Annotated in this window: 28 protein-coding genes and 1 pseudogene; 5 read left to right on the plus strand and 24 right to left on the minus strand. The window is 32.5% G+C overall.

Annotated features, from left to right (window positions below):
- Positions 1–96: 96 nt before the first annotated feature.
- The 3 genes and pseudogenes from FS935_RS24540 to msrA all read right to left on the minus strand — a co-directional run.
- Positions 97–177: pseudogene (locus FS935_RS24540) on the minus strand (YjcZ family sporulation protein); the annotation flags it as partial.
- Between the two features lie 233 nt (positions 178–410).
- Positions 411–794 (minus strand): VOC family protein, encoded by a 384-nt coding sequence (locus FS935_RS03035; protein ID WP_146946039.1) that lies wholly within the window; start codon positions 792–794, stop codon positions 411–413.
- A gap of 119 nt (positions 795–913) precedes the next feature.
- A complete protein-coding gene (msrA, locus tag FS935_RS03040) occupies positions 914–1,876 on the minus strand; it encodes a peptide-methionine (S)-S-oxide reductase MsrA (protein ID WP_146946040.1) in 963 nt (320 codons plus the stop codon).
- A gap of 247 nt (positions 1,877–2,123) precedes the next feature.
- Between msrA and FS935_RS03045 the strand changes: the two genes are divergently transcribed.
- Complete coding sequence (locus FS935_RS03045) at positions 2,124–2,546, plus strand: MarR family winged helix-turn-helix transcriptional regulator (protein WP_146946041.1); 423 nt, start codon at positions 2,124–2,126, stop codon at positions 2,544–2,546.
- A gap of 351 nt (positions 2,547–2,897) precedes the next feature.
- Positions 2,898–3,143 carry a DNA alkylation repair protein gene (locus tag FS935_RS03050; RefSeq protein ID WP_146946042.1) on the plus strand — a complete coding sequence of 82 codons (246 nt, stop codon included), beginning with the start codon at positions 2,898–2,900 and terminating at the stop codon, positions 3,141–3,143.
- Positions 3,144–3,255: 112 nt separating this feature from the next.
- On the opposite strand, the gene FS935_RS03055 is transcribed toward FS935_RS03050, so the two are convergent.
- Together FS935_RS03055 and FS935_RS24140 are read right to left on the minus strand one after the other, a co-directional pair.
- The gene (locus FS935_RS03055) at positions 3,256–4,065 is read right to left on the minus strand and encodes an alpha/beta fold hydrolase (protein WP_146946043.1); all 810 of its coding nucleotides are present in this window, start codon (positions 4,063–4,065) and stop codon (positions 3,256–3,258) included.
- Positions 4,066–4,329: 264 nt separating this feature from the next.
- The gene (locus FS935_RS24140; RefSeq protein WP_275669554.1) at positions 4,330–4,455 is read right to left on the minus strand and encodes a hypothetical protein; all 126 of its coding nucleotides are present in this window, start codon (positions 4,453–4,455) and stop codon (positions 4,330–4,332) included.
- 299 nt (positions 4,456–4,754) lie between these two features.
- Between FS935_RS24140 and FS935_RS03060 the strand changes: the two genes are divergently transcribed.
- Positions 4,755–4,934 carry a hypothetical protein gene (locus FS935_RS03060; RefSeq protein WP_146946044.1) on the plus strand — a complete coding sequence of 60 codons (180 nt, stop codon included), beginning with the start codon at positions 4,755–4,757 and terminating at the stop codon, positions 4,932–4,934.
- A gap of 39 nt (positions 4,935–4,973) precedes the next feature.
- Here FS935_RS03060 and ypmT read toward each other — a convergent pair whose 3' ends face one another.
- The 10 genes from ypmT to ilvA all read right to left on the minus strand — a co-directional run bounded on the left by ypmT (position 4,974) and on the right by ilvA (position 14,346).
- The gene (gene ypmT / locus FS935_RS03065; RefSeq protein WP_146946045.1) at positions 4,974–5,165 is read right to left on the minus strand and encodes a protein YpmT; all 192 of its coding nucleotides are present in this window, start codon (positions 5,163–5,165) and stop codon (positions 4,974–4,976) included.
- A gap of 36 nt (positions 5,166–5,201) precedes the next feature.
- On the minus strand, positions 5,202–6,323 hold the full coding sequence (locus FS935_RS03070) for a S1C family serine protease (protein WP_146946046.1): 1,122 nt from the start codon (positions 6,321–6,323) through the stop codon (positions 5,202–5,204).
- A 3-nt stretch (positions 6,324–6,326) separates the two neighbouring features.
- Positions 6,327–7,481, minus strand: a complete 1,155-nt coding sequence (locus tag FS935_RS03075; protein ID WP_146946047.1) for an FxLYD domain-containing protein — start codon at positions 7,479–7,481, stop codon at positions 6,327–6,329.
- Positions 7,482–7,694: 213 nt separating this feature from the next.
- A complete protein-coding gene (locus tag FS935_RS03080) occupies positions 7,695–8,276 on the minus strand; it encodes a YpmS family protein (RefSeq protein ID WP_146946048.1) in 582 nt (193 codons plus the stop codon).
- An 8-nt stretch (positions 8,277–8,284) separates the two neighbouring features.
- Entirely contained in the window at positions 8,285–9,091 is an 807-nt protein-coding gene (locus tag FS935_RS03085; RefSeq protein ID WP_146946049.1) for an SGNH/GDSL hydrolase family protein, read from the minus strand.
- Between the two features lie 374 nt (positions 9,092–9,465).
- A complete protein-coding gene (locus FS935_RS03090) occupies positions 9,466–10,053 on the minus strand; it encodes an SCO family protein (RefSeq protein ID WP_439116616.1) in 588 nt (195 codons plus the stop codon).
- Between the two features lie 82 nt (positions 10,054–10,135).
- Complete coding sequence (locus FS935_RS03095; RefSeq protein ID WP_240050800.1) at positions 10,136–11,125, minus strand: nucleoside hydrolase; 990 nt, start codon at positions 11,123–11,125, stop codon at positions 10,136–10,138.
- A gap of 384 nt (positions 11,126–11,509) precedes the next feature.
- On the minus strand, positions 11,510–12,352 hold the full coding sequence (locus tag FS935_RS03100) for a DegV family protein (protein WP_146946050.1): 843 nt from the start codon (positions 12,350–12,352) through the stop codon (positions 11,510–11,512).
- Positions 12,353–12,543: 191 nt separating this feature from the next.
- Complete coding sequence (locus tag FS935_RS03105; RefSeq protein WP_146946051.1) at positions 12,544–12,795, minus strand: DUF2535 family protein; 252 nt, start codon at positions 12,793–12,795, stop codon at positions 12,544–12,546.
- 282 nt (positions 12,796–13,077) lie between these two features.
- Complete coding sequence (ilvA, locus tag FS935_RS03110) at positions 13,078–14,346, minus strand: threonine ammonia-lyase IlvA (protein ID WP_146946052.1); 1,269 nt, start codon at positions 14,344–14,346, stop codon at positions 13,078–13,080.
- 158 nt (positions 14,347–14,504) lie between these two features.
- Here ilvA and FS935_RS03115 point away from each other — a divergent pair, with 158 nt between their 5' ends.
- Both FS935_RS03115 and trhA read left to right on the plus strand, forming a co-directional pair.
- Positions 14,505–14,741, plus strand: a complete 237-nt coding sequence (locus FS935_RS03115) for a hypothetical protein (RefSeq protein WP_146946053.1) — start codon at positions 14,505–14,507, stop codon at positions 14,739–14,741.
- A 204-nt stretch (positions 14,742–14,945) separates the two neighbouring features.
- Positions 14,946–15,593, plus strand: a complete 648-nt coding sequence (gene trhA / locus FS935_RS03120; RefSeq protein ID WP_146946054.1) for a PAQR family membrane homeostasis protein TrhA — start codon at positions 14,946–14,948, stop codon at positions 15,591–15,593.
- 149 nt (positions 15,594–15,742) lie between these two features.
- Here trhA and FS935_RS03125 read toward each other — a convergent pair whose 3' ends face one another.
- The 9 genes from FS935_RS03125 to FS935_RS03165 form a co-directional block, all read right to left on the minus strand.
- Positions 15,743–16,234 (minus strand): dihydrofolate reductase, encoded by a 492-nt coding sequence (locus tag FS935_RS03125; RefSeq protein ID WP_146946055.1) that lies wholly within the window; start codon positions 16,232–16,234, stop codon positions 15,743–15,745.
- Entirely contained in the window at positions 16,231–17,025 is a 795-nt protein-coding gene (locus FS935_RS03130; RefSeq protein WP_146946056.1) for a thymidylate synthase, read from the minus strand. Before FS935_RS03130 ends, FS935_RS03125 begins: the two co-directional genes overlap by 4 nt.
- A gap of 45 nt (positions 17,026–17,070) precedes the next feature.
- Complete coding sequence (locus tag FS935_RS03135) at positions 17,071–17,814, minus strand: anthrax toxin lethal factor-related metalloendopeptidase (RefSeq protein ID WP_146946057.1); 744 nt, start codon at positions 17,812–17,814, stop codon at positions 17,071–17,073.
- A 461-nt stretch (positions 17,815–18,275) separates the two neighbouring features.
- Complete coding sequence (locus tag FS935_RS03140) at positions 18,276–18,884, minus strand: YpjP family protein (protein ID WP_146946058.1); 609 nt, start codon at positions 18,882–18,884, stop codon at positions 18,276–18,278.
- Positions 18,885–19,312: 428 nt separating this feature from the next.
- Positions 19,313–19,447, minus strand: coding sequence for a YuzL family protein (locus tag FS935_RS03145; RefSeq protein ID WP_193559346.1), 135 nt, complete (start codon positions 19,445–19,447; stop codon positions 19,313–19,315).
- A gap of 28 nt (positions 19,448–19,475) precedes the next feature.
- Positions 19,476–20,255 (minus strand): class I SAM-dependent methyltransferase, encoded by a 780-nt coding sequence (locus tag FS935_RS03150; RefSeq protein ID WP_146946060.1) that lies wholly within the window; start codon positions 20,253–20,255, stop codon positions 19,476–19,478.
- Positions 20,256–20,384: 129 nt separating this feature from the next.
- Positions 20,385–20,819, minus strand: a complete 435-nt coding sequence (locus tag FS935_RS03155) for a BrxA/BrxB family bacilliredoxin (RefSeq protein ID WP_146946061.1) — start codon at positions 20,817–20,819, stop codon at positions 20,385–20,387.
- A 129-nt stretch (positions 20,820–20,948) separates the two neighbouring features.
- The gene (gene ilvD / locus FS935_RS03160; protein WP_146946062.1) at positions 20,949–22,655 is read right to left on the minus strand and encodes a dihydroxy-acid dehydratase; all 1,707 of its coding nucleotides are present in this window, start codon (positions 22,653–22,655) and stop codon (positions 20,949–20,951) included.
- A gap of 132 nt (positions 22,656–22,787) precedes the next feature.
- Positions 22,788–23,912 (minus strand): conserved virulence factor C family protein, encoded by a 1,125-nt coding sequence (locus tag FS935_RS03165; protein WP_146946063.1) that lies wholly within the window; start codon positions 23,910–23,912, stop codon positions 22,788–22,790.
- Between the last annotated feature and the right edge of the window lie 73 nt (positions 23,913–23,985).

Genomic DNA, 23,985 nt, shown 5'->3' on the forward strand with positions numbered 1-23,985 from the left:
ATGGGTTAATTAATGTCAACTAAAAACAATAACAAGTTTACATAAACGTATTTAATTTGAAAAAGAGCCCACTAAGGGGGCTCTTTAGATGTACTTTTAGTGAATATAAGCTGCGCCAACGATTATTAATAAGATGAAAAGAACAACAATTAGCACAAAGCTATTTCCATACCCGCCTTGAACACCCGCATAAGGATATCCGTAATCATAATAACAATGCATAATGAGCTCACTCCCCATAACATATTTACATTTCTTTATAATTTATGTAATGGGTGGGTTGTATTGTGTATATATGTCTCGCCTATTTTTAAGAAGTTGCTATTCATATGGATTTCATATTTTAAAGCCTTTGTTAACACGATTAATAGTAAAAAGATAAAAGGACTTATTGATATCTTACAATTTTCTTAGTTACCAGCCTCATAAAATTCTATCCACTCACGATCAGGTCCTTTAAAAAACAAATACTTAGCCCCATTTGGCAATGTTGTAATATCATTAAAAATCAATTCAACCCCCAAGCCTACTAGTCGTTGTTTTTCTTTTTCTATTTCGTTTACATTAAATGCTATATGATGAACTTTCCCCTCCTCAGGTAAATCCGGGTTATACCCTTCAATTAATTCTACAATAATCTCTCCATTCAAGCCTAGAAACGCAAGTTTTAATTTCCCATCTGTATGTATAAATTGATCAATCAGTTCTAAATTCACCACATCTTGATAAAATTTTATCGATTTTTCGATATCTATTATTTGTACTCCAACATGTTCAAACCCTAATACCGCCATTAAAAACACTCCCCTTTTTCTCTAACAGCTTTATCCAAAATTTAGATGTTATGTTAGCTACATTTTGATTCTAGAAACTTAAAGAGCTGAATCGGATCAAATAATCCAGCCCTATTTAACTATTTTCCAAATAAATTAGAATATTTTCCATACCCTTCTTTTTCAAGATCATCTTTTGATATAAATTTTAATGCTGCTGAGTTAATACAATAACGTAAGCCATTAGGACCAGGTCCATCGTCAAAGACATGTCCTAGATGAGAATCAGCTGTTTTACTTCTGACCTCTGTTCTTACCATACCATGAGTTGTGTCCATTTTCTCTATGACTTCAAAGTCTTGAATCGGTTTTGTAAAGCTAGGCCAACCACAACCAGCATCATACTTATCTAAAGAACTAAATAAAGGTTTGCCTGATATAATATCTACATAAATACCTTCTTCGGTATTGTTCCAATACTCATTACGAAAAGGTGGTTCTGTACCATTATTTTGAGTTACCTCATATTGTATGGGATTTAATTTGTTAAGTATTTGACTTTTATTCGTCTCATTCCAATGTTGTTCAATAAATCTATCTCTTCCAGAACCTGTTCGATATTGTTTATATCTTGCTGTACTCTTTTTATAAAAATCCTGATGATACTCCTCGGCAGGATAAAACGTTTTTGCTTCAAGTATTTTAGTTACAATAGGCTTCTTAAATCTACCGCTTTGCTCAAGTTCTTGCTTAGATTTTTCAGCAAGCTGTCTCTGTTCTTCTGAGTGATAAAATATTGCTGTTTGATAGGACTCACCGCGATCATGAAATTGACCACCTTCATCAGTAGGATCAATTTGTTGCCAAAATAATTCCAACAGTACTTCATATTGAAAAACATCTGGATTAAATGTAATTTGAACAGCTTCAAGATGTCCTGTTTTATTAGAGCAAACTTCCTCATATGTAGGATTTTCTTTTGTTCCACCTGTATAGCCAGAAATAATTGACTCAATCCCTGGTAGCTCATCGAATGGCTGTACCATACACCAAAAACATCCACCAGCAAATGTAGCAAGCTCTATCTTGTGATTATTTGTCATTAACTTATACCCCCAACTAATTAATTTGTCCTTATTATATAGCATGTTATAAAAAGATTAAAAGTAAACTGTTTTTATAAAGCAGTTTTACTGAAAATGGTTGAAAAAAACTAAAATTTACGGCCAAAGCTGTGTTTGTTTCGCATAAAAGAATACTAATTTAAAAATTCCAACATAGTCCTTGACACAGCGTGTAACATTCCTTAGTCTAAACAAAAGAATAAATGTTGTTTCGGAGGAAATTAACTTGGATAATCGTCAGGAAAAAATGTATGAAATGGAAGCTCTTATGCGCCATGTTTATAAAAAACTACGTCAAGAAATGAACCTTATCTATGATAACGAAATATCGAGAAATGAGTTTTTCATTTTAAAAAAGCTTTATGAACATGGACCACAAAAATCATCTGATTTATCTAAAATGTTAAATGTTTCTGCATCCCATATAACTGCGGTAACTGATTCACTTATTGAAAAAGAGTGGATCGAACGAGTTCGTTCAAATAATGATAGAAGGATTGTTGTTATCCATTTAACGAATAAAGGTAAACAAACATTGGAATTATTCGAGAAAAGAAAAACAGATTTTCTCTTGGAAAAGTTCAGCGATTTAAGTAATGAAGATATCGAAAGCTTTATAAAATTATTTAATAAAATGCTCAATAAATAAATCTGTTTCATACCAAGCTGCATCACAATATATTTTGTTGCTATTTATGCGATAAAGCACTTTTATCGCATAAAGGTGTCATAAAACAAAATAGTGTATCTTATGTTACGCTTTTATTTGAATTGAATAAGTGAATTTTACGAAAGGCTACACTTTATTAAATTCATTTATTTCTACTACTTACTTTCACGCAGATAACCCCCAATCATTTGCCCCAACTACCCAAAACATCTTAGTATAAATGTTTCGTTTCTTCCATTTTCAAAAGGACATCCAAAATAGCTTACATATATTCCTTGTTGTTAGAAAAAGCTATGTTAAATACTTTTTCATATAAGGAGGATGACATCTATGAACTCACCATATTTATGTCCTAATTGTAAAACAAATAAAACTAGATTCAATATTATTGAGCAGCATGTAAAGTCTGTTAAATTAGATCCACAAACGGGAAGTGTTATCCAAGAAATCGATAAATTGTCATTAGATCCATTTCATATTCCTTACAAAGGTCCTGAATATAAAGTCCAATGTGGAGCTTGTGGTCTTATAGAGGAAGAGATAACATTCATAAAAAGAGCTGAGTTACAAAAATAGATGGTTATTGTTTTTAATGGTGCTCTGATGTAATTCTATTCTGGAAAGTTTCCTCTAAACACATGTAAAATAGGCCCCTTTTATTACATAACTTACGGGGCCTACTTCATTCTTATTTCATTTTACTATCAATGACTCCTTCTAAAAAAACCTGTAAAACCTCTGACAATTTATCAGGCTGTTCTAGCATTGACATATGACCTGAATTCTCTATTATTGATCGGTGAATATTAGGTTTGTCTACTGAAAAAGTACGGTCGTGTGGAATTACACCGTCATCACGTCCAACAACTAATAAAATTGGAACCTTGAGCTCTTCTAATACCACATTTCGATCCGGTCTATGTTTCATCGCGTTAAGAGCACCAATAGCTCCAAACTCTGATGTTTTATAACCTATATTTTTCACAAGTTTCAATTGATAATCTAGTTCTTCATTATTGTTTTTTGAAAAAAGCTTTGGTACAAGCTCATCTATAAAAGGTTTTATACCACTATTAGTAATTCTTTCAATACCATGATCTCTATTTACTTTTGCTTCAGCTGTATCTGGTAAAGCTGTTGAATGAACTAAAGAAAGTCCACATAACTTATCAGGGAATTTCTCTGCAAATGCCATACTAATGTAACCACCTAAGGAGTGTCCAATCAAGGTAGCTCTTTCTATTCTGAGTGAAGATAAAAGTGAAGCGATATCTTCTGCCAAATCTGTTATTTCAAAATCATCTTTTGGTGTACTTGAATCACCATGACCTCGTAAATCTACAGTAAGAACTCTATTCTTTTTCGCTAATTGTGGAACGATGTATTTCCAATAATGGGAATCACCGCAAAATCCATGAATCAACACAACACAGTGTCCGACTCCTTGATCTGTGTATGAAATCATATTATCTCCTACATTATGTGTATAACGCTCCATCGTTTACCCTCCGAGTTCAAAATGTAAGATTTAGTCTATCATTGGTAATCGTAACAAACATTGGCAATGAACTCAAACATTTAATACTATATCTCTTATATTTAATTTGCACGCACTGAGACTAACTTAGGTATTAAAACTAAAAATCTAATTCTCATATTAGACTCTCAAAAGGATTTAATCTAGCCACAAAGGGTCATTAAGTTTTAGATTGACATTATTAGTTATGGAAGTAATTATGAACAGCAATTTTAAAGCTAAAGATTATTCGCTGTCTTGTGTAGTGTTAAAGAACAATTCTTCTTTCCCTTTATTCTTATTTTTTCTAATATTGTTCTTACCCATTTTCCCATCTGATTCATAACTGAGTTTACTTGTTGTTTTCTTCATGTTGCAATTCCTCCTCTTCATAATATTCACAATCATTCTTTCCATTCCAATAATAAATTATGTGAAACCTATCAAGACTACAGTCTTATTCAGTTCATTAAATAGTATCTTTTCTCCTATTATTTCGATAAGAGTATGTAAATATCATTAATAAGTTTTTAATAAATTATAAATCTTTTAAGAATATGTATCGTTTTTGTAAAAAGAGTTTATTCTCCTCTTTTTTCCATTATTATTATGTTGTACCAGTTACTACTGGTTTAAAAGATATTATCTAATGTTACATGGGAGGAATTTTAATGAACAAAAGTTTATTATTAAAAGTCGGAGCTTCATTACTTGCTGTATTCTTAATGGCTGCATGTAACAACACAGAAGATACTGAACAAGAAGACACAAATGTTGAAGAAACAGAAGAAGGCGCTGAAGAAGGCGCTGAAGAAGGCACAGAGGAAGAAACTGAAGAAGAAGCTGAATAAAAAACAAACAAAAAATGAGAGGATCTATCCTCTCATTTTTTAACTATCCTTTTGCTTTTCATCTTTTACGTGCCATAAATAAATTGATACACTCAAAAATAAAGTTGAATACGCAATATTTAAATAAACCTCATCCATATTTTCCGCTACAAGTTGTTGATATGCAATACTTCCAAAAACAATTGAAATGAGTATCGCAACAATACTAAATATAAATAACTTATTTTTCATTAATAAATACCCCCACATCAATTATTTTGAAAATGCTTAGCCCTCTTGTTTCTCTGATATGATTTTTGCCTGGTCATTTTCATAAGCAACTACAAATGTTTTATTATAGATTTTCGTTATATTTTTTTCACCATTATGTTCTTCTATAGATAAAATTGTTTCAACGATCACTTTATCTTCCTGAATTTCTTTTTTCAATTCAGTGATCTTTATAGCATTAATATGCAAATATTTCTCTCGAAATGTTTCATATTTAACATTTGATTGCCAGTCACTGCCTAAAAGTGAATAAGCTGTAACAAAATCTCTAAAATTAATGCTTTCGATAAAGTAATTAATTAGATAATCAGATGTTTCTAGCATTTTATTTCCATTAACTTTGGATGAAATATCAAAAGAAGTAACTGATGGCAGGTTTCTCATTGGCGTTTCTGACCACCCATTAACTAATGGCAGTACAGCACTTATAGGAATACTGAAGCCTATATTCCCTTGTTCTATGCGTGCTGAATTTATTCCAACAACATGTCCAGATTTGCGATCTAATAAAGGCCCCCCACTATTTCCAGGTGCAATAGGAGCTGATATTTGATAGACATTTTCATAAATATACGGCTCTACATTTAATTCTCTGTCCGTACCGCTAATAATTCCTGTTGTAACAGTATTTTGAAATCCTAAAGGACTGCCCAATGCTAGAATTTCATCACCAATTTCAAGCTCAGTACTTGGAGATAATGTTAATGGTTCGATATTTTTCAGCCCTTCAACTCTTACTACTGCAATATCTGTTTCTGTGCTTATTCCGATAACTTCACCATCGTAACCTTTTGCATCTGTAGTACGGATCTTGACAGAAGATGCACCATCAACAACATGTGCATTTGTAATAATGTCACCATTGTCATTATACAAAAACCCAGAACCAACAGAACCATCCTCTAATTCTACCATAACTACCTTTTTCTGTGATTCTCTAATTATTTCTTTAATTTCTGGAATTGTTTGAGTACTACTTTCTTCACTGTTTTTTTTAAGTATAGTTGATTCAGAATAGATCTTTGAAGCTGTGTAGTTCTTTGTATAAAAATATCCAAATACACCAAAAGCTAAAATAAGAAGGGATACTATTATGCTAAAAATTATTTTTTTATCCATAGTCTATCCTTTCTTTTCTTCTAATAACCAAGAGATCTTTTTAATCTCTACTTTTGCATCATTTTTGGCAGAATAGGTAACATGCTCAAATTCTCCTGTTTCACCGGGCTTTAGTTTATTTGGAAACACATTTGTTTTCCCATCTTCTAGTTTCACGCCATCTTTATTTTTTACCACAAACTCAACTATAATTGAATGGACGGTTTCTGTACCCTTGTTCTGAACGGTACCATTTAAATAAGCATCACCGAATTTATCAACTTGAATTTCTACGGTAGTTAATTCAACAGCTTTTGTTAGATTTAATTGTTCTTCTTGTTTTGCGGCTAACACAGCTTTATCAATCCGTTCCTGTTGAGCTTTTTCAAATGACGCCTTTTCCTCTTTGATTCTATCTCTTAATGATATAAGCTTCTCATTGTTAACTACATATTGAAGAGCAGCATCTACTTGATATAACGCTTGGTTGAAATGCTTATTTTCTAAATCCTTTTCTGCTTCAGTTGAACTTAACATAATCATTTTTGTATATATTTGCTGTTTCAATTCAGATGCTTCTTGTAAGTCTAAGGAATACAAAGTTGACAATTTTTCAGCTAACTGATTGATAGAAGATAATTTAATAATTTCTTCTTTAATTTCACCAACTTTCACACTTGTTTCCACTTGCTCAATTTCATGAGTAAGCTTCGCATATAATGGTGATTGATTTTTATCAACTTGTCGCTTTAACAAATTGATCTCTTTTTGTGCAGTTTCAAACTGCTCGTCCATAATCTTTTTTTCAACAACATGTAAGTCGTCATTAAACTTAACTACTGATTGAATGATTTTCTTATCTTCTTGCAAAATATTGTAATTATTACGGTACGCTATAGCATCATCAAGTAAACTAAGAGCTTCATCAAATTCTCCTGATAGGGCAGCTCTTTCGGCCATATCTTGATATTTTATTACCTTTTCATTAACTTTAGATTCAAAGAAAAAAGTAACAGCCATAATAACCGAAACGATAATAATGCTAATTAGTGGAAGTAAATAAGTTATAATCTTTATTTTTCTGTTTCTCTTGGTATCAATATTAAGCTTTTTTCCACATTGATGACAATAATTTGCCTTATTTTCTATGTTATTTGTTCCACAGTTTGGACAAAACAATAGAATACCTCCTTTTTTTCTATTTTTCCATAGTTAAGGAGAATAATTGTATAGATAACTTATTTCGACATACTATTCTATTAGTATACATGTTTCGCTCACATCATTCTAGGTTTTCGATAAGGGGTAATTCGTACCATTTTGTAAAAAAACCTAAAAACAAAAGGAAAAAGTCCAACAAAATTGAATGTTAGACTTCTTCAACAATAGAATTTAAGGCATAGGCACATATAATGTAAACGTTATATCATCATTCTTTAAATTAAAGCTTTCAGCTCTCGCACTTAGTCCATTCTTAAACGTTAACTCATCAAGATAAATATCAATTACCTTTTCACTCGAGTCTATCACCACATAACTAGGAAGCTCATAATAAGTGTTCATATATTTCAATACATATGATACAGGTAGCTTAAGTTGACCAATGGAAAGCTCTTCTACATGTAACTGTACATTTCCATCTTCTTTCACTACTGGTTCTAAAATTAACTTCATGTTTATATCTTTGTTAAATGCTTTAATACTTCCGTACACATTTACTTCATCTTCTAATTCAACCGTATATTGAAGGTTGTCTTGATCTGCTTCTTTTTCCAAATAACGGTTAATTAAACGTGTAAGATCTTCTTTTTGAGAACTTATTAGGAATGGAACTGTATTTTCAGTTTCAATTGGTTTCGCCTTTTCAATTCTATTAGAAGAATCAGTAGGACTAAATAAAAATGCAAGAAAAATGATTAATACAAATAAATTTAAGCCTACTAAGATCAGAAATAACATTTTCCATTTTTTCATGTTTAATATCACTCTTTTCTGCTTACTGAATCTGTAGTTAATTCTGTATATTTTAAACTATTATAAATTCTATCTGCCATTAATGAATACCCAACCTCATTTGGGTGAAATTCATCTTTATACAACAGTTTACCATTTGTTGTTGAAGAAAAAATATCAGCAACAGAAACAAACACTCCATTCCCATCACTCAAGATTATTTCTTCTGAATCATTATTCCATTCTTCCATAATCGTATCAATTTCACTTATTTCTGGTAACATATATTTAAATGGATTGTATAAACCAATGTAGACAATTTTAGCAGAAGCGTTATAACTTCTTACAGTGGCAAGAATACTTTTAAAGCGTTCTTTATATTTTTTTTGTTCTTCACGAAAAGGCTTAAAATCTAATGAAAAAATGTTATTGCGAACCACATTCATTATGTCATTACCTCCAATGGTCATGACAATAACATCTGCTTCTTTAATACCTTTTATAACCTCTTCATCATTTAATTTTTTCTGAAGATTAGTTGTTTTATGTCCTTTCACACCAAAATTCTTTACTTTTACGTCTTTTATATTGTCCTGTTGTTTTAATTTTTCAGTAACCCTTCCGAAATAACCACCAAGCTTAGCCTCATCACCAACACCTTTTGTTAAAGAATCACCGATTCCAACTAAATTAATTGTTTTTGGTATAAATTCATCAGTAGGATTTTCTTTCATTTTTAAAGCAACTGATTTTGCTTCAAGATTAACGCTTGTTTCTGAACTGCATCCTGATATGACAGTAAGCACTATACTAAATATAAGTAATTTACGCAGCATAACATCACCTTCGTTCTATATAGAGATATTGTTAATGTATTATTTGAGTAAAACACTAAAAAGTGCTTTTTTAACCTGTTACTTAATACTATGAATCTTTATTTTCAATTTACCTAAAACCTTACTAAACTAAAAGAATACAAGAATTTATTTTATCAATTAATTAGTTAATATGATACTAATTTATCATTTTTTATATGGTTTATTTCGTTACCTTTGTTATTTTCTAATCAATTTCACGCACAATACTACTAGAGATAACTTTTTCATTTCATTTTATATATGAATTCTAAAATAACGAATAGCAATAAATTGTGAAAACTTCTTTACAAAAAAGGACTCCTAACAAAGGAATCCACTTTAACTCATAAGAATTATTTACTCAGTGTTTTTATATCGGCAATAATTTGATCGTATGGTGTATCTGTTACTCCACTATAGTCCTTCATAATCACACCATTTTTGTCTATAAGATAAAAATTTGATACGTGTATAACTTGATCACTATCTTGAGGTTTTTGAACAATGGTTTTGAAACTCTCCATTGCAAAGTCTTCAATTTCTTTTTGTTCATAACCGGTTAGAAAATCCCAATTATCATATGTAATTGAATAATTTGCCGCAAATTCCTTTAATTTTTCTGGAGTATCAACTTTAGGATCTACACTAAATGAAACCATCCTTACATCTAAATCCTCTGCTTTTGCCTTCGACTGTAATTCTTTCATATGCGCTGTCATCGGAGGGCAAACAGTTTCACAATTTGTAAAAATGAAATCTGCCACCCAAACCTGGCCTTTTAAATCATCAAGTGATACCGATTCACCATTTTGATTAGTGAATTGAAAAGATTGAATTTCGAAATTTAATGGATCCTTAATAGTTGTTGAATTTCCACACCCAGTGATAATTAATAGAATAGTAACGCAAATTAGTACCTTTGGACATATTATTTTTTTCAATTAACTTCACCCTTCTTTTTATATCAACAATGAAAGTGTATCAAATTCATAACTGAATGAAAAGATTAACAGTGTGAAGGTTTTATGACTCCTTATTACTTAAATGTCTTCCACTGGAGAAAGTTCTAAAGATATCCTTAATAAAATATTCATAATCAAAACTTATCGCAATTGTATGAGTTGGATAATTTGCTAATTCTTTAAATGGTCTGAAATCACCTATACTAACCCCTCTGCATTCTCCGTTATCTGTATTAATTTTTACCGGTTTTTCTGTAAATTGAAATGAATTATTGTTGGTCACGGCCCATATCGTTAATAAATCATGTAATGGACCCCCTTTGATGGATGGGTTTCTATTTTTATACCAATTTGAATAATAAGATATAATCGGCTCTAACAAGACTCCTACTGGATCATTTCTTTTTTGAAATATCGTGTTTAATTCTTGAATCATAGTTTCAGGTAATATTGCATACTCAGTTACGTTTAATGGAAAAATCTTTGTATTTCGCGCATGTTTTAGTACTAAGTTCGCTGCATAATGATCACTATAAAAATTCGCCTCCGCTAGAGGTGAAGCGTTTCCCGGGTACAAAAATGCACCACCCATCATATATATACTTTTAACAGTTGATAAAATATTTGGATATAAAACGACCGCTGTTGCAAGTGAAGTTAATCTTCCTATATTAACTACAACTAATTCATTTTTATAACGATTAATGATCGTTAATATTTCATAGAAATTCTCAAGTTCAGTTGGAGGCAATTTTATTTTAGGAATAATTGGTCCAAGTCCGTATTCTCCATGTATCTCTGGATAATAGGTTGGAATCTCACCGGTAAGAGGGCGGTCTGCACCACTTATAATTGGCACCTCAAACAAGTTAGTCAAGTTTTGAATATATGTTGCTGTAACAAGTGCATTCTCTCTAGATATATTTCCATAGTCCACAACAACACCTACTATTTCTACCTCTTCGCTATAATAGGCATATAATAAAGCTACAATATCATCAATACCAAAATCACCAATAAACAATACCTTCTGACTAATAGTTAACACCACCTAAGGCCTAATCTTATTACTTATTATATGTTGTGTTTTTTGAATTCATTTCAACACATATGATCAAAAGGTAAAAAATGGGTATTTTTGAAGTACATGGGGAGTTAGCATTACCCTTCTTTATCGTAATAAAATGGGATACATAAAAGCTCTATGCTGTGATAATAGCATTTATGAAGGTCTTGTTGCTTAAATTGTGTTAATAAGTATTCCGTAGGTAGCGGGACAGTATCTTCCCTATGAAAAAAAATTTTAGATCTTATTTGATATGAAGTTAACAGAAAATTAAAGAGGCTGGGACTTAAGTATCTAAGCTAATGATAAACCCGAATTATTAGCAAATAAATAACCAACAAAAAAAAGGCCGCATAATAGCCGCCTTCTTTATTCTGCCATAAACATAAAGCCCACTGCACCTGGACCTGTGTGTGTTGAAATAACTGGGGTTGTAAATGATATATCAACTGTACAATTAGGATAGATATCATGTATTGCTTTTTTTAGGTTTGAAGCATATTCATAAGCATCAGCATGAGCAATTCCAACAGCCTTAACAGTTTTTCCTTTAACAGCTTCTGCAAACTGTTTGGCTAAATATTTAATTGCTTGAGATTGGCTTCTTACTTTTGCAACAGGAGTATATACACCATCTTGCAGACTGGCAATTGGCTTAATGTTTAATAATGAACCAATCATCGCCTTACCTCTCCCTATGCGACCACCCTTTACAAGATTATCAAGTGTATCTACTGCAACAAACAAAGATGTATGTTTTCTAATCTCTTCAATTCTATCAAGAATCTCCTGTTTAGAAGAACCATTTTGCGCCATTTTAGCAGCTTCTAAAACTTGGTAACTTAAAGCCTTAGATATATACATTGAATCAATCACTGTAACATCAGCATCTGTCATTTGTGCTGCTCCTTGAGCAGATTGGACTGTTCCACTCATTCCTTTGGTCATATGGATTGATATAATGGAACTACCATCTTTACTAAGCTCCTCATAAACTTCAAGGAATTGTCCACTAGGAGGCTGTGAGCTCTTAGGAAGCTCTTTTGCTGCCTTCATCATATTAATAAATTCATCTGGCATAAGATCTACACCATCTGTATATGTATTATTTTCAATGGTAATAGATAAAGGAACAACTATTACATTGTGGCTATCTAATATATCTTTACTAATATCAATTGTCGAGTCTGTTACAATTCTAATGTTACTCAAGATATCACATCCTTAAAATACTATCCTCTATTATACAGTCAATTCAGAATCATTCAATCAATATTATCAAAAGTAAAACGGAAATTGAAGAAATCTTTATTATTTTATCCATGAAAAGTTTGTAAATACACAGAGTTGATAGTTTATCAAAAAAAAGAACCCAGTAATGCTCTGGATTCCATAAATAATAGTTATGCATTGTACTTTAATATTGTAGCACCAAATAATGCCTCATAATCAGGCCATTTCAATACTTTCTTTAAATAATCTTTAAATGAGTAAATACTTTTAGGTTGTTTTTGAGAATATATCGTTGATAAAAATTTCTGTAAACGGATTTGAAGCATGAAACGATACTTGTTATCTTCCTCCAATACAGGAATATCTGTAATCTTTACCTTCTGTCCATTAATTAACTTGAACTCTAGGCTCTTGAATAACACTTTATCAATCCTCTTTTTTTACCCGTTTCTTATATTATAACCCATTTTTCAAGGATTGTATGTCTAAATATGTCGGCATTATTTTTTTTTGAAAAAATATTATATATGTCTTTTAGAAAGGCTGTATTCGCAAACTTTGTTGCTTTTATATACTCGATATATCAGCACAGTAGTAAGTCTAGTGACATCTTTTCTTCATAAAATGGTAGCTTTATATGTGAAAATACACTGTCACGACTGTATATTTTGTTACATAGAACAATTATTCAGAAAAGAGTCTTATCAAATAAGTAGAGAAAATAAATTGCTATCTTTATTTACTTCTGTATAATAAAAACCTTTTTTCTTCATTCGTTGAAGAAGTGGTTGATAATCTTCTCTTTGCTTAAGCTCAATACCGACTAGTGCTGGTCCCTGATCTTTATTGTTCTTTTTTGTATATTCAAAACGACTAATATCATCGTTAGCTCCTAGTACTTCATCAAGAAATTCTCTTAATGCACCTGCTCGCTGTGGGAAATTCACAATAAAATAGTGCTGTAATCCTTCATAAATCATTGAACGTTCTTTAATTTCCTGCATTCTGCCAATATCATTATTACCACCACTAACCACACATACGATATTTTTCCCTTTAATTCTATCACTTAGAAAATCTAGAGCAGCTATTGACATTGCGCCAGCAGGTTCTGCCACAATTGCATTTTCGTTATATAATTCTAGAATCGTTGTACAAATTTTCCCCTCTGGAACAAGCAGAACATCTTCAACAACATCTCTAATAATAGAAAAGGTTTTATCACCAATCTTTTTCACTGCTGCACCATCTACGAATTTATCTATCTTATCAAGAGTAATGACCTTATCTTCTAATCGAGAGTTATATAAAGCTGGTGCTCCTTCTGGTTCAACACCAATCATTTTTGTATGAGGAGATATTGAGTTGAAATATGTTCCAACACCAGAAAGTAAGCCTCCACCACCAACACTTGCAACAACATAATCGATTTCTACATCTGTATCATTTAATATTTCGACAGCAACAGTCCCTTGACCTGCAATAACATCAAAATCATCAAAAGGATGAATAAATGCACGTTGTTCTTGTTCACTGCTTGCAACTGCTTTTTGATAAGCATCATCAAATGTATCTCCAGCCAAAATGATCTCAACATACTCTTTGCCAAATAACTCAACTTGAGAAACCTTCTGACGAGGTGTGGTAGAAGGCATGAAGATCTTTCCATGGATTTTAAGTTGTTTACATGAATACGCAACACCTTGTGCGTGGTTTCCAGCACTAGCACAAACAATTCCGTTCTTTGTTTGTTCAGTACTTAATTGCTTAATTTTATTAAATGCTCCACGTATCTTAAAGGATCTGACAACTTGTAAATCTTCTCGTTTAAGATAAATATTACACTGATATTTATCAGATAATTGTTCGTTTCTTTGAAGTGGTGTGTGTGTTACAACATCTTTTAACAGATGATGTGCTTTTAAGATATCTTCTACATAAACATTCTCTACATCATTTATCATTTGTTTCATTGTCACGACCCTTTCCAAATGCTTGCTTGTTAATTTGAAATTATATCACGAATATTCTAAATTTAAAGGTAATATCTAAAATTTTTACAGAAATTTAAAATGTAAGGGCTCACATAAAAGAAAAAAAATAAGTCAAACTAAATTCGAGGTGATAATTAATGGAATTTGAACTTAAAAATAAAAATGGAGCAATACCCTGTTTAGTGGTAGCAGACTACGATAACGGTCGTTTTATGATTAGAGAAGAGGATACAAGTGGTGAAATTTTTAATGATCCGACCACCATGCTTTCATGGATTGAAAAAAATTGGAATAGTAAAGACTTCGAGGATGAAATGCTATATAGTAAGATGGTCGCCAGTCTAGAACAAATAGCACATGAGGAAAGCACTTAAAAATGATTATAATATAATTGATGCTTTCTTCCATAATTGTATAATCTCCTAATCAAAAATCTGAGATTTGGAAGAAAGCTTTCTATAAGTTATCATTAGCTATTTATTGATGGTATAATAAAAAAAGATTTGAAGTCTAAACATTTAATTTACTAATAAATACAATTAATAGTTTTAGAGATTGCTTTTTGAAAGGAGAAATAAATGGCTAATACACACACATTTTCTAAAGGTGAAGAGATAGCAAATTCAATTACACACGGTATTGGCGGACTATTAAGCATAGCTGGATTAGTCCTTTTGATCGTTTTCTCGTCTCTATACGGTACACCTTGGCATGTTGTAAGCTTTACCTTATTTGGGGTAACAATGGTGTTACTATATACATCTTCAACACTAGTCCATAGCTTCCCTGCAGGAAAAGCAAAGGATGTATTTGAAATATTAGATCATTCAGCAATTTATTTCTTTATTGCTGGTACTTACACCCCGTTTTTGTTTATAGCTGTCAAGGGTTGGCTTGGTTGGACTTTATTTGGTATAGTCTGGGGATTAGCAATTGGTGGTACGGTATTCAAATCATTTTTCGTTAAAAAATACCTCTTTTTCTCAACAGTTATGTATGTTGTTATGGGATGGTTAATTGTTTTTGCTTGGGGACCAATTGTTACAAGCGTGGCTGTAAATGGAGTTGTGCTTCTTGTAATTGGTGGTGTTTTATACACAATTGGAGCTGTATTTTATGTTTGGCGTGCTTTTAAATATCATCATGCAGTATGGCATCTTTTCGTACTAGCAGGCACGATCCTCCATTTTTTTGCTGTCATTCTATATCTCCTTCCCATAAAATAGTAAACTAGCAGGTTAATTAATGCGGAATTTTTATACGAGGAACTTGTGAAATATATAATTAAAAACAGCTAAAATAAAAAGAGGTAACACATGAGTTTAATCATTGTTACCTCTTTTGGCTGTTACTGTACACAAATTTTAGAGCTTAATTATTTATTAATTTTCTGATATACAACAAAATCAAATTCATATGGATTTTTCATATCCTTTATTCCTGACTCTACTGAAACAGTTTCCCAGTCCGTGTCCTTTAGCTGTGGGAAAAATGTATCTCCTTCAAAATTATGATGAATATGTGTCATATACAGTCTATCAGAATACGGTAAGATTTCTTTAAATATCTCTGCTCCACCAATAACAAAGATGTTTTCATCTGTATTCTTTGATAGTTCAAGAAGTTCTTCTATTGAGTGTAAAACTTTGCAGGCATCCATTTTATAAGAGCGATTCCTTGTTAAAATAATATTCTCTCTTCCTGGTAAGGGTCTTCCGATGGATTCATATGTTTTACGCCCCATCACAATTTTATGATTCATTGTCATTCGCTTGAAATAAGCTAAATCTTGAGGTATATGCCAAGGTAATTGATTGTCTTTACCAATTAAGCGATTTTCATCCATTGCAACAATTAGGGAAATCAAACACTAACAGCTCCTTTTATATGTGGATGTGGATGATAATTTTCAAATGTAAAGTCATCAAAAGTAAAATCAAATAGTGAGTTAACTTGTTTATTAATTTTTAATGTAGGCAAAGTATGTGGCTCTCTTTTTAATTGTTCATTTATTTGATCAAGATGGTTCGTATAAATATGAACATCACCAAATGTATGAACAAAATCACCTACCTCAAGGTTTGTTGCTTGTGCCATCATGTGAACTAATAATGCATACGAAGCAATATTAAATGGTACTCCCAAAAACACATCTGCTGAACGCTGATAAAGTTGTAGTGATAATTTTCCCTCCGCAACATAAAATTGAAAAAGACAATGACATGGAGGAAGAGCCATATGATCAACATCAGAAACATTCCAAGCAGACACAATTAATCTTCTTGAGTCCGGATTGTTTTTAATTTGGTTTACAACATTTGAAATTTGATCAATTGTTTTACCATCACTTGTAGGCCAAGATCTCCATTGATGACCATATACAGGGCCTAGTTCACCATTCTCATCAGCCCACTCATTCCAAATTCGCACACCATTTTCTTGAAGATACTTAATATTAGTATCACCTTTAAGAAACCATAATAGTTCATGAATAATTGATTTAGTATGGAGCTTTTTAGTAGTCATTAATGGAAATCCATCTTGAAGGTTAAATCTCATTTGGTAGCCGAACGAACTTATAGTACCTGTACCTGTTCGATCTTCCTTTTTGACTCCGTTATCAAGTACATGCTTACATAATTCTAAGTATTGCTTCATCGTTTCTAACACTTCCCTTATTTAGTACTCCATGTATTTTAACATCTAGTAATCTGCTTGCCCATAATAACTATTATTAACTTGCTCTGCTGCAATTTTTTCTAACGATTGTATATATTTAAATGTTAAGGGTGCTTCTTGTTTTAAAAAATCATGCGTTTCATCATTATGGTAAAACATCGCAAACGTTTCAGCAAAATATTCTTCAGGAAAATTAATAAAATAATCTCTAAAAGGAAATAACCATTTGACCTCTTGCTTCCATATATTAATAAATACAGGATCTAATCGAATATAGTGAAAAACATGACGATCAATAGCATGGGCAAATTCATGTAACTCTAATGATACCGAACCATGGCCATTTCCAAATTCACTATGCCCAATCTTCGCATATACCACTCTATTGTCACTCATTCCAGGAACTTTGTCCCAATATGAATCCGTTTCATCGTAACCCCTTGGCTTACTACTTTTTAAGCTGCTAAGTCCAGGTTGATTAGTTAGTGATCCAGTAAATAGTTTAATTTGTATACTTTCTTTCGCTGCAAGATATAAAATATTACCATCTACTTTTTCAAGGTTTTTAATCATCTTTATCGCATCTTTTTCTTCAAATGAACTAGTTGGCAAAAAAACTAGTTCTTTTAATATAGGTTTAGATAAAGCAAGATCAGTATCCCTAAATTCGTAGTCTGATAACGGTATCCCTTTTGGAAAAGCAATTGCTAAATGATAAAAGGATACACACAAGCCCAAAATAATTAGAAAAAAAAGAGTCCTTCTCATGGTGTAATCCCCTCGTTGTTTAAAGGAATATGATAAAGTTATTAATCGTAAGAAATCTAGTAATATCAATCATAACATATCTAGTAAAAACCATCTAGACAACTACAAATATTGGAATATATCAATTACGTAATTTCTAGTTTTTCTTTTAATAGGCTCTGTTTAACTTTGCTGTTGATTTCCGTTATAGCCAATCGCTTTCCCGGAAAAAAAATGAAGTTCGTTTTTTCCCGTTTCTCAAACCGAGAGTACCCTATATTTCTCCCAATCAACAAAGTGCAGAAAATCAAAATTAAGTTTATTAGTAAAGCCCTATATAAAAAAGGTCAGCTACTTTCTCTCAATCTAAATTAGTTCAACAACTAAACTAATTTATAAGGGAAAATAACTAACCTAAGAAGATTATTTTCGTAGTAAAGATATTTTTAAACCAATAAACTATACTCTAGTAAATACAAATACTAATGAACAGACTGCCAATTTGGTGGTGTATTTTTATTCCAGTATATACTACCTAGATCTTTATGAGACTGAAATGAGTCATGGTACGTATGATAATGGAAGTTAAACCAGTAACCCTCTAATGGTTTATTTTCTCGACGCACATGAAATCTTAAAACATCCTGTCCTGTTTCAACATTGTAAATATGAAAAATTTTCTCACCTTTACCAGCTGAAGGCTTTGAGATCGCTAATTGTTCAAATTGTTCGTCTGCTTCTACATTTAAATAATACGTAATAACTTCTTCCATTTTCGGGAAAATAACTTGTTTAAATTCATCTTCAATCACAACAGAGATTTTATCTCCAAATTTAAGAAATGATTTTTGCTCTGCCTCAGAAATAAAATTTGTCAAAAACTGCTCTTTAGTAAGTGAGAATTGATCATCATCTAAACTTTGTAACTCAGCGGATAAAGCGTTATCAATTTCTCCATTAGAAAACGTAGCTTTTGAAAGGTTATCTTCAGAAGGCTTATCTTCTACCGCAAGTGATGCTGGTGGTGTTACAAGTCCAAAGGTTGCGATCGAAAATAGAATAACAAGTGATTTTTTCATCCATTTATTCATAGGATTACTTCCTTCCAAACAATACTAATTTATTAATATTCTAACATATAGAAATGAGAAATTGTATAACAAAATTGTTACAATTGCCTAGTAAAGCAGATATCAAAAATGGGTGACCATACCAGACGAAAAAGCTCTTAGAACCTTGGGAATTAAAAGTCTTTTACCAGATAAACAAGGCATTTAGCAACCCACTTTAAGAAAAGAGCTACAAATAAAAAAACGAAAGCCCTTTTAATAGCCAGTAAAAACGTTTAAAATAAGAGTACATATAATTATTTACTGATAAGTTCTAGGAGGGGTAATAACATGGGCTACGATACTGTATTTTTTATTGGCTGTTTTGTAACACTCGCATATTTCATCTATCTTGAAATCACTGATTGATACATAAAAAAAATAAATGGGATCTATAAGATCCCATTTATTCACATCCGCTTTGTTTTCTTTCTAGCAGAATCAGCTTTTTTCCCCTTTGTTTCACTAGTTGTAGTACCTTGTCCTTCAACATTAGGAGAACCTAATCCTACTCTAGATGGATCTTTCTTTATTTTAGACATTATGATAACACCTCCATAATGTTATCATTTGCTATTCACTTATTTCTATAACTCCATAATGAAATTTAGCTGACTTTCTAATTGATACTAAAAATCCATGTTCTTCAAAGCGCGAACTCTTCCAATGATCCTTTAGTACGACTCTTTTCTTTGCAACTCTTTTAGCTTCTTCTATCGCTTCCTTACCTAACTCTTTATAGACAGCAACACTTTTTAATGGTGATAAACCAACTGACTCTTCAATTGATTCCTCAAACATTGGATCAAAATATACAATATCAAAAGATTTATCTTCACATGTTTTTAGATAGGCTAAATGATCTGTTGATATAACTCTGATACGCTTCATAGCTTCATTAAGTTCAGTTAAATCGGTATTCCAGCTTGTTAGCCCCATTTTAACAATATAAGCAATATTTTTACTAGCTTCAATTCCTTGAATGTAACCTTCTTCTCCAACTCGATAACTCGCAATAATACTATCTGAAGCAAGACCTAACGTACAATCTAAAAAAGAATCTCCACTTTTTAATTGACATGCTTCTAAAAAAGTATCAGATTCACCTCTTATTAGTCTTTTTAGCCTAAACATTGCTGAATTTGGATGAAAAAACAAAGGATCTTTATTTTTCACAACATGAAGTTCTATTCTATTTTTTCCAAACACCAATATATTATCATTTAAAGAAGTCTTCATTACCTCTATAGCTTGTTTATTTCTCATAATAAATGAGCTATTTAGATAATTAGCAGCTTCTTTTGCTGTATGTATCAGTTGATTATCAGGTCTACTCGATGTAGTTACTATCATAAGTTTGCACTTCTTTCTACTGTTTAATATGTCTAATAAATAGAGATTACTCAATGTATAGATTTTGGCAGTCCAGTCTTACTCAACAATAACTATAAAGACCAAAAAAAGGATGCAATTGCATCCTTTTTAACAGTGTTTATCAAAAGCATTTTGAAGGTTTTCCATAATATTTTCAATTGAATTTCCTTCGATATCATGTCGTGGAATAAAGTGAACAACTTCTCCGTTTTTCATTAATGCCATTGATGGTGATGATGGTTCATATCCTTTAAAGTACTCACGCATTCTACTTGTTGCCTCTTTATCTTGACCAGCAAACACAGTTACAAGCTTTTCAGGTTTTTTCTCTGCATTTAATGCAGCTTGAGTTGCTGCAGGTCTTGCTAAACCTGCCGCACACCCACAAACAGAGTTAACTACAATAAAAGTAGTTTCTTTTGAATCCTTCATTAACTCGTCAACTTCAGCTTCGCTTGTCAGCTCTTCAAATCCAGCATTTGTAAGTTCCGCTCTCATCGGTTTAACAATTTGTTTCATATATTCTTCATATGCCATTGACATAGAAATCCCTCCTGACAATTTACATGTAGTTAAAGAATACTATAGGGAAACCTTTTCTGCAAATAAAGCAAAATAACCAAAAGTGAGGAATTGCTTTTCACTTTTGGCTATCTTCTAACACTTTATCTATTATTTAACTTCAATAACTTCGTTTTCTTCTTCGAATAGATCTGTAACGGCACCTTTAGATGCACTTGAAACATTACGGGCATACTTCGCAAGAACCCCTCTTGCTTCAAGCTTAGGAGCTTTCCAATTTTTCTTTCTTTCAGCAATTTCAGCTTCAGTTAATTCAACTGTAAGCACTCTTGCCTCACTATCAACTGTTACAATATCTCCATTTTCAACAAATGCTAGCGGTCCACCAACTTGTGCTTCTGGAGAAATATGACCTACGACAAGTCCATGAGAGCCACCTGAGAAACGTCCGTCAGTAAGTAAAGCAACACTCTCACCAAGTCCTTTACCAACTAAAATTGCTGAAATTGAAAGCATCTCAGGCATACCTGGTCCACCTTTAGGCCCTTCGTAACGAATAATTAATACATCACCAGCTTTAATCTCACCTGAAACAACTGCATCTGATGCCTCGTCTTCTGTATCGAATACTTTTGCTGGTCCGGTCAATTTAGATACCTTTAATCCTGAAACTTTAAGAACAGCTCCCTCTGGTGCTAAGTTTCCACGAAGAATAACAAGTGGACCATCCTTACGTTTTGCTTCCGAAATAGGATAGATTACTTTTTGTCCTTCTTTTAAATCAGATGACTCCGCAAGATTTTCAGCAATTGTTTTACCTGTAACAGTTAAACAATCTCCATGTAGTAAACCTTCTTGTAGTAGATACTTCATAACTGCAGAAACACCACCAACTTGATGTAAATCGTTCATAACGTATTTACCGCTTGGTTTAAGATCAGCTAAATGCGGCACACGTCTTTGAATACGATCAAAGTCGTCAATAGTTAGGTCTACATCAACAGCATGAGCAATTGCTAATAAATGCAATACTGCGTTTGTTGATCCACCTAGAGCATATACAACGGTAATTGCATTTTCAAATGCTTCTTTTGTCATAATATCTTTAGGCTTAATACCTTTTGTAACAAGATTATAAACCGCATCACCTGCATCAAAGCAATCTTGATATTTTTCTTCTGATTCAGCAGGATTTGAAGAACTTCCTGGTAAGCTCATACCCATGGCTTCAATTGCAGATGCCATTGTATTAGCTGTGTACATTCCTCCACAAGAACCTGCACCTGGACATGCGTGACACTCAATCTTATTTAGTTCTTCTTTATCAATTTTCCCTGCATTGTATTGTCCTACACCTTCAAAAACTGACACTATATCAATGTCCTTACCATTAAGATTTCCAGGCTTGATCGAACCACCATAAACAAATACAGATGGTAAGTTCATTCGAGATAGGGCAATTAAACAACCAGGCATATTTTTATCACAGCCACCAATTGCAACTACTGCATCTAAGCTCTCTCCACCAACAACGGTTTCAATTGAGTCTGCAATAACTTCACGACTTGGTAAAGAATATCTCATACCTGCTGTACCCATTGATATACCGTCTGATACAGTAATTGTATTGAAGATCACTCCTTTTCCGCCAGCTTCATTTGCACCTTTTTTCGACTGAACAGCAAGCTTGTCTATATGAATATTACACGGAGTTACTTCACTCCATGTACTTGCAATCCCAATAAGTGGTTTCTTAAAATCTTCATCACTAAAACCTACTGCACGTAACATTGCACGGTTAGGTGCTCTTAATGCACCTTCAAATACTTTACTTTCACTTCTATAATCCTTAGTCATGGTTGAACCTCCAAAATTTATTATTGTTAAATACTATAGTGTGAATTTGCTAGTTTTGCAACAATATTCAAACAATTTTTAAAAAAAATAAAAAGCAGTCGATATATGTTGACTGCTTTAATGAATTTATGCTTATCCTTTTCTCGCTTCTGTCATTTGCTTCCAAACAGACCCTTTCGCTTCTTCTCCACCTTCTATACGTTCAATTGCCATTTTAATTTGCATACTAACCTCAAACTCCGAGTCATTTTCTGCTGCCCTTAAGGAAGGGAGAGCCTGTTCGTCACCTACTTCAAATAAGAACATAGCCGCTCTCCATCTAACAAGTTTATTTTTATCTTTTAATGCTTCAATCATGGCTGGCATTGCCGCTGGATCTCCTATGTCTGATAAACAATCTCCTGCGGTTCTTCTTACTGTTACTGATTTATCGTTTAGAGCTTTATATAACAAAGGAAGAACTTCTGACTTTTCTATCATGCCTAAGTAAACAGTTGCTAATCTTCTAATAGATGCTTTTTCATCTTCAAGCGCCTTCTCTAGAACTTCAAGGTCTTCTTCTGCAGGATTCATCTGATCTAAATGAGCAAAACGTTTTGTCCAGTCACTTTCATTTAACATTTCAAGAGTAACTTTGTAAGAACTTCTCATCGGTTTATTCGTTTTGTCTTTTTCCCCACTCGTTTCATTCACCAGCTTTTGTAGTCGCTCGTCAGAATAGGCAGCGTTTATTTCATCAACAACTTCTTTTCCGATATCCTCAAGATCACCATACCTTACACCCTGCTCTTTCCACTCTCGATCTAGCACTACATTTTCATCAGCTTGCTGTGCATTTAAAACAGCTTCTTTAAATCGGTCTTGAAGCCCAAACCGTTCCTCTTTGACCCCATCCGTTAATTTGACTTGCATAGGGATATTATTAAACATCTGGATAAATACTTTCACCTCACCAAATGCATCATCAGTTATTAATTTTTCATTTGATTCTTCATTTATCGCTTCACCAAAAGCTTGACGAACCCCTGCCAAAATATCTTTCCAATCGTATTTGGCATTTCTTTCAACTGCAAGGAAATCAGCAACATGATAAACGCCTTTTACACCTTCCACTTCTAGAATCTCTTTAACTACAGTAGGTGCATCGCTAGCCTGATCCTTTTTATAATTATTACTCTTCCCAGAAGGTAGCTCTTCTGATAAAAGTACTTTCATCGTGTTAGGACTAGGAGTAGGCTCTATTGATTTTATCTTCATTTTGTCACTCCTCGTTAATTTGTTTCCGTAATGATATTGTAACATAGCCACTTCTTCACTTGCTATTAATAGG

Source organism: Metabacillus litoralis, from assembly GCF_007994985.1.
Lineage (GTDB): Bacteria > Bacillota > Bacilli > Bacillales > Bacillaceae > Metabacillus > Metabacillus litoralis.

What these genes read in the sequence shown, in the direction of transcription:
- FS935_RS03060 (WP_146946044.1), top strand. Translation starts at nt 4,755, where the DNA reads ATGAACAAAAGTTTATTATTAAAAGTCGGAGCTTCATTACTTGCTGTA.
- FS935_RS03085 (WP_146946049.1), bottom strand. Translation starts at nt 9,091, where the DNA reads ATGCTGCGTAAATTACTTATATTTAGTATAGTGCTTACTGTCATATCA.
- FS935_RS03050 (WP_146946042.1), top strand. Translation starts at nt 2,898, where the DNA reads ATGAACTCACCATATTTATGTCCTAATTGTAAAACAAATAAAACTAGA.
- FS935_RS03165 (WP_146946063.1), bottom strand. Translation starts at nt 23,912, where the DNA reads ATGAAGATAAAATCAATAGAGCCTACTCCTAGTCCTAACACGATGAAA.
- ypmT (WP_146946045.1), bottom strand. Translation starts at nt 5,165, where the DNA reads ATGAAAAATAAGTTATTTATATTTAGTATTGTTGCGATACTCATTTCA.
- FS935_RS03035 (WP_146946039.1), bottom strand. Translation starts at nt 794, where the DNA reads ATGGCGGTATTAGGGTTTGAACATGTTGGAGTACAAATAATAGATATC.
- FS935_RS03135 (WP_146946057.1), bottom strand. Translation starts at nt 17,814, where the DNA reads ATGAGAAGGACTCTTTTTTTTCTAATTATTTTGGGCTTGTGTGTATCC.
- FS935_RS03155 (WP_146946061.1), bottom strand. Translation starts at nt 20,819, where the DNA reads ATGTCAATGGCATATGAAGAATATATGAAACAAATTGTTAAACCGATG.
- FS935_RS03140 (WP_146946058.1), bottom strand. Translation starts at nt 18,884, where the DNA reads ATGAATAAATGGATGAAAAAATCACTTGTTATTCTATTTTCGATCGCA.
- FS935_RS03055 (WP_146946043.1), bottom strand. Translation starts at nt 4,065, where the DNA reads ATGGAGCGTTATACACATAATGTAGGAGATAATATGATTTCATACACA.
- FS935_RS03070 (WP_146946046.1), bottom strand. Translation starts at nt 6,323, where the DNA reads ATGGATAAAAAAATAATTTTTAGCATAATAGTATCCCTTCTTATTTTA.
- FS935_RS03115 (WP_146946053.1), top strand. Translation starts at nt 14,505, where the DNA reads ATGGAATTTGAACTTAAAAATAAAAATGGAGCAATACCCTGTTTAGTG.
- ilvA (WP_146946052.1), bottom strand. Translation starts at nt 14,346, where the DNA reads ATGAAACAAATGATAAATGATGTAGAGAATGTTTATGTAGAAGATATC.
- FS935_RS03130 (WP_146946056.1), bottom strand. Translation starts at nt 17,025, where the DNA reads ATGAAGCAATACTTAGAATTATGTAAGCATGTACTTGATAACGGAGTC.
- FS935_RS03150 (WP_146946060.1), bottom strand. Translation starts at nt 20,255, where the DNA reads ATGATAGTAACTACATCGAGTAGACCTGATAATCAACTGATACATACA.
- msrA (WP_146946040.1), bottom strand. Translation starts at nt 1,876, where the DNA reads ATGACAAATAATCACAAGATAGAGCTTGCTACATTTGCTGGTGGATGT.
- ilvD (WP_146946062.1), bottom strand. Translation starts at nt 22,655, where the DNA reads ATGACTAAGGATTATAGAAGTGAAAGTAAAGTATTTGAAGGTGCATTA.
- FS935_RS03080 (WP_146946048.1), bottom strand. Translation starts at nt 8,276, where the DNA reads ATGAAAAAATGGAAAATGTTATTTCTGATCTTAGTAGGCTTAAATTTA.
- trhA (WP_146946054.1), top strand. Translation starts at nt 14,946, where the DNA reads ATGGCTAATACACACACATTTTCTAAAGGTGAAGAGATAGCAAATTCA.
- FS935_RS24140 (WP_275669554.1), bottom strand. Translation starts at nt 4,455, where the DNA reads ATGAAGAAAACAACAAGTAAACTCAGTTATGAATCAGATGGGAAAATG.